The 5,234-nt window shown below is 72.0% G+C and carries 2 protein-coding genes; both read right to left on the minus strand.

From position 1 onward, the window contains the following. On the minus strand, positions 1-277 hold a 277-nt coding region (locus ON27_RS19700), incomplete at its 3' end, for an AvrD family protein (protein WP_245560015.1). Between the two features lie 11 nt (positions 278-288). Beyond that, the coding region (locus ON27_RS19705) for an SDR family NAD(P)-dependent oxidoreductase (RefSeq protein WP_043729500.1) at positions 289-5,234 on the minus strand (4,946 nt) is incomplete at its 5' end.

Below are 5,234 nucleotides of genomic sequence, written 5' to 3' on the forward strand. Positions count from 1 at the left end.
ACTCGCGCAGGATCACCTCGAGCAGCCGGTAGCCGAAGATCGCGCAGTCGATGCTGCTCACGTGCGGGACCAGCACCCGGGTGCTCTTGCGTGACCAGTCCAGCGGATAGTGCACCCCCGCCGTCGCAGTCAGCCGTGGCAGGTCCTGCGCGCCGCGGTCGAGGGTGATGTCGAAGACGCGGTGGGTGATCCGTTTGTATCCCTCGCCGAAGAACCGCCCGTCCCGGTGGCCCAGGACGGCGTCGATATCGGCGTAGGCGATCAGCTCGGTGGACATGTCGGTTCCTTTCATGCCGCGGCCCGCGCGTCGCCGGCCTCGGCGAACTGCCCGACCACCTTGGCGCCGATGCCGCGCAGCGACAGGCCCCGGCTGAGTTCGAGCGCGGAGATCTTGACGTCGAGCTCCTTCTCCGTGCGGGCGCCGAACTCCATCGCCATGAGCGAGTCCATGCCGAGGTCGGTGACCGGCTCGTCGATATTGATGGCGTCGGTCTCCACGCCGAGCACCACCGCGAGCTGATCGGCGAGGCGCTGGGCCACGAAGTCCACGCGCTGTTCGGTGGGCAGGGTGAGGATTTCGGCGCGCAGCGTGCCGCCGGCCTCGCCGCCGACGCCGATGTCGGCGAGCAATCCGCGGAAGCGGTGGGTGTCGGTGGACGGGCGCGCCACCCGCGACCACACCGTCCAGTCGATATCGGCCACCGCGACCTGAGCGGTGTCGAGGGCCAGGCACTCCCGCAGCAGGACGGTCGCCCGATCCATGTCGATGGGCAGGAAGCCGATCGACTTCACGTAGTCGACCAGCGCCTCGGTCTTGTCGGCCATGCCGCCGCCGCTGAGGAAACCCCAGTTCACCGCGAGCGCGGTGGCGCCGCGGGCGCGCCGGTCGGCGGCGAGGGCGTCCAGCGCGGCGTTGGCGGCGGCATACCCGATCTGCGGTGTGATGCAGCCCAGCGCGCTGATCGAGGAGTACAGCACGAACATGTCCAGCTCGATACCCGCCGCGTCCACCGCGCGGTCCAGGTGCTGCGCCCCGCGAACTTTGGCGAACAGCTCGTCCAGCGACTCGGGCGTGATCTGGGGGATGGGCAGGTTGTTCACCACCCCAGCGGCGTGGAAGATGCCGCGCAGCGGCGCGAACGACCGGATGCGGCCCACGAGGGCGGCTGTCGCGGCGTAGTCGGCGATGTCCACGCGTTCCTCGACCACCTCGACGCCCGCCGCGGTGAACGCCGCGACCTGCGCCAGGGCCTGCGGAGTGGACGCGCCGCCGCGCCCGGCCAAGACCAGCTTTCGCGCGCCTTCGGCGACCAGCCAGCGGGCGGTGGCCAGGCCGAAGCCGCCGAATCCACCGGTCACCAGATAGCAGCCGTCCGGGTCGATGCGCGGGTGGGCGAGCTTCGGGCGCACCATCGGCTGGGGTTCGCGCAGATCGAGCACGACCCGGCCGATCTGGTCGGAGCGCGCGACGGATTCGAACGCCGCGGCCAGCTCCGACACCGGGTAGGCCGTGTAGGGCAGGTACCGATAGGTGCCCGCGCGCAATGCCGCGTGGCTGGCCCGCATCGGCGTGCGCAGCAGTTCGGGGTCGTGGGCCAGCGCCCGGTCCATGTCGACGGCGAAGAACGTGAGGTTGCGGTCGAAGGGGCCCAGATCGATGACTCCGCCGGTGTAGATGTCGGCCTTGCCGATGTCCACGACGCGGCCGAATTCCGCGGCGACCCGGAAGTTCTGCCGCAGGATCTCACCGGGAGCCGAACTGTAGACGACGTCGACGCCGCGTCCGCCGGTGAGCTCGGCGATTTCGTCGACGAAGTCGGCCGAGCGGGAATTCAGCACGTGCTGCGCACCGAGCCCGCGCACCCGCGCGCGCCGCTCGGGCGTGCCCGCCGTGGCGATCACCGTGGCGCCGATGTTCAGCGCGACCTGCACCGCGGCCATGCCCATGCCGCCCGCCGCGCCGTGCACGAGGACGGTCTCCGCGGGCCGCAGCCGCGCCAGCGTCCGCAATCCGAACTCCGCGGTGAGGAAAGGCAGGCCGGACCCGCAGGTGAGGGGGTCGTAGACCTCGCCGGGCAGCAGCCGGTGCGGCAGTGTCGCGCCCGCGTCGACCGGCATGGTGACGTATTTGCGCAGGATATCGCGGGCGCACACCATCATCCGGTCACCGACCGCGACGTCGGTGACGCCGGACCCGACGCGCACGACGACGCCGGAGCCCTCCATCCCGACCGTCGTGCCGAAATAGGTGCCCGCGAGTTCCTTCTCGGTGAGCACGCCGATGACCTTCATCGCGTCCTTGTAGTTGAGCCCCGCCGTCTCCATCCGGAGTTCGACCTCGCCCGGGCCAGGGGCCACCCGATCGGCCTCGCGCAGTGCCAGGTCCGACAGCAACCGGGACTTGGGAATCTCCACCACGAACGAGGCGTCCGGGTCCGACAGCGGTGTGGCGCGGTTGCGCTCCTCGAGGTGCTGGGCGAAGTTCCGGTCCAGGCGCACCGCCCAGTGGTCGGCGCCGCGCACACCGATCTCGTCGGGCACGTCGTCGGCGAAGACGAGTGCGGCGAGCGACGTTTCGGCACCCGTTTCGGCGTCGACCAGCCGCCAGCGGGCGGCCGGCTGTTCGTTGAGCAGGGCGCGCCGCGCACCGGCGAGCGCGCCGTGCGACACCCGTGCGGCGGTGTCGGCGGGCGTGCACAGGGCGTGCTCGGTGACGACGACGCCGTGGACGCGAACCTGCGGTGCGTCGGCGAGCAGGTGCTCGACGGCGTTCGCCAGGCGTGCGAGCCAGTAGACATTGCGCGCCGCGTCGAACGCCTCGCCGAAAACGCCGACCACTCGGATCCGTTCGGCGATCGGGGCGTCCTCCGATGTGCGCAGCGCCAGCCGGAGGCGTTCGTCGTTGTCGCCGTCCTCGGGATCATCGAGCACGACGCTCACGTTGACGCGGTCGCCCAGCAGCGCCGCCGCCCGGTCGGCCGCGTCGGCTCCGACGACGACGGCGATCACCACCTCGTCCTCGGCGGGACGCTCGCCTGCCTGCGCCTCGACCCTCTCCCAGATCGGCTGATAGAAGACGCGTTCGAGCTGATGGGTGACCTCCACCGCCGCGCTGACCGGCCGGAACTCGACACCCAGCAGCCGCATGGCCACCTCGCCGTGTTCGCCGACGATCGCGATGTCGGCGCGCAGCGGATCCACGCCGCGCCGGGTCACGACCACCCGCGGACGCTGCGGCAGCGCGCTCAGCCTGCGCACCCCGGCGATGGCGGCGGGCACGATGGCCACGTCGCTGCCGGAGTCCGCGGCCAGCGCGGCGACACACTGCAGCGCGGCGTCGACCAGCGCCGGGTGGGCCAGGTGCCGGGCCGGGGCGGCCTCCTCCACCGGCGCGAGCGAGGCGACCACCGCGTCCGCGCCGACGACAGCCGAGACGATGCGCTGAAAGGCAGGCCCGTAGTCGAGTCCGCGAGTGGCCAGGCCGCGATACAGATCGGCGCCCGCGACGACGGCGGCGTGCTCCGGGGCGCCGAGATCGGCGACGGCGGCGGTGAAGTCGGCTTCGATGAGCCTGCCGTGCGCGTTGAGCGTCCAGGTGGCGGAGGTGGCCGAGCGGGAGTGGATCCGGAAGCGTTTGGTCGACTCCTCGACGCTCACCCGCAGCACCGGGACGTCGTGCTCGTCGATCACCAGCGGCGCGACGAATTCCACCGACTCCAGGCCCACACTCGTGCGTCCGGTGCGCTGCACGGCGGCGCTGAGCGCGGCGTCGAGGTAGGCCGCGCCCGGCAGTACGACATGCCCCGCCACGACGTGGTCGCGCAGCCAGGGCAGCCGCGAAACCGACAGCTGCACCTGCCATTCCGAGTTCGCCGCCGTCGTCGGGTCGCCCAGCAGCGCGTAACTGTCCGGGGCGCCGAGGCGATCGAGCAGGGTGACCGGCTCGTCGTGCCAGACCCGTTTGCGCTGCCACGGGTAGGCGGGCAGATCCAGGTGCTCGACGATCGAGTCCGGACGGCCCGGCACCGACTGGCCGTCGAGCGAGCCGGCGACGTACAGGTCCGCGACGGCGCGCAGCACGTTGTTGCGGTCGCGCAGATCCCGCGAGAGCGTGGTCACCGCGGCGCCGATCACCCCGCGATGGATCAGCATCTCGCGGATGTTGCCGCTGAGCACCGGGTGCGGCCCCACCTCGAGGAAGACCCGGTGCCCGGCGTCGACCAGCGCGCCGATGGCGTCGGCGAAACGGACCGGCTCCCGCACGTTGCGGCACCAGTGGTCCGCGTCCCAGTCCGTGCCCGCGATCTCGGCCGCGGTCACCGTGGAGTACGTGGCGAGTTTCGCGTCCCGCGGCGCGAGCTGGGCCAATGCGCCGCGCAGCTCGTCGAGGATCGGGTCCATCAGATGGCTGTGGTAGGGCACCTCGACCCGCAGGCTGCGCGCGAACGTGCCGGTGGCCGACAGGGTGTCGCGCAGCAGTTCCAGGTCGGCGCTGTCGCCGGCGAGGGTGACCGCGCCGGGGCTGTTCACCGCGGCGATCGAGATGCTGTCGGCGCGGGCGAGCAATTCGCGCGCCTGCTCCTCGGACATGCCGATGGCCAGCATGCCGCCGGTGCCCGCCGTGGTCGCCTGCAGCCGGGCGCGGTGATAGCTGACGGTGAGCGCGTCCCGCAGCGACAGCGCTCCGGACACGTACGCGGCGGTGACCTCGCCGACGCTGTGGCCGACCACCACCGCCGGATACACGCCGTATTCGGCCAGCTCGGCGGTCAGTGCGGCCTGCAACAGGAAGTTGGCCGGCTGCGCGAACGCGGTGCGCCCGATCCGGGATTCGGCCTCCTCGGCGAGCATCTCGTCCAGGATCGACCAGCCCGCGATGGAGACGAACTCACGGTCGATCTCCCTGGCGACCTCGGCGAACGTGCAGTCGGTGGTGAGCAGCTCGCGACCCATACCCCACCACTGCGGCCCCATTCCGCTGAAGACGAACACCGGCTCCACCGCGCCGTCGCCGATGACCCGGGACGGGGCCCGCCCCGCACCCGAGGCGAAGGCCCGCAGCTGGCCGCGCAGGTCGTCGGCGTCGTCGTAGGCGAAGCCGGCCCGCAGGGGGTGGTGGGCGCGCCTGGTCCAAGCGGCCGCGGTCACCGCGTCGGCGGGATACCGGTCCAGCGCCTCGGCGAGTTCACCGGCCAGCGTCCGGACCGCGGTCTCGTGGCGCCCGGAGATCGGCA

The organism is Nocardia asiatica NBRC 100129, assembly GCF_000308415.1.
In the GTDB taxonomy this organism is placed as follows: domain Bacteria; phylum Actinomycetota; class Actinomycetes; order Mycobacteriales; family Mycobacteriaceae; genus Nocardia; species Nocardia asiatica.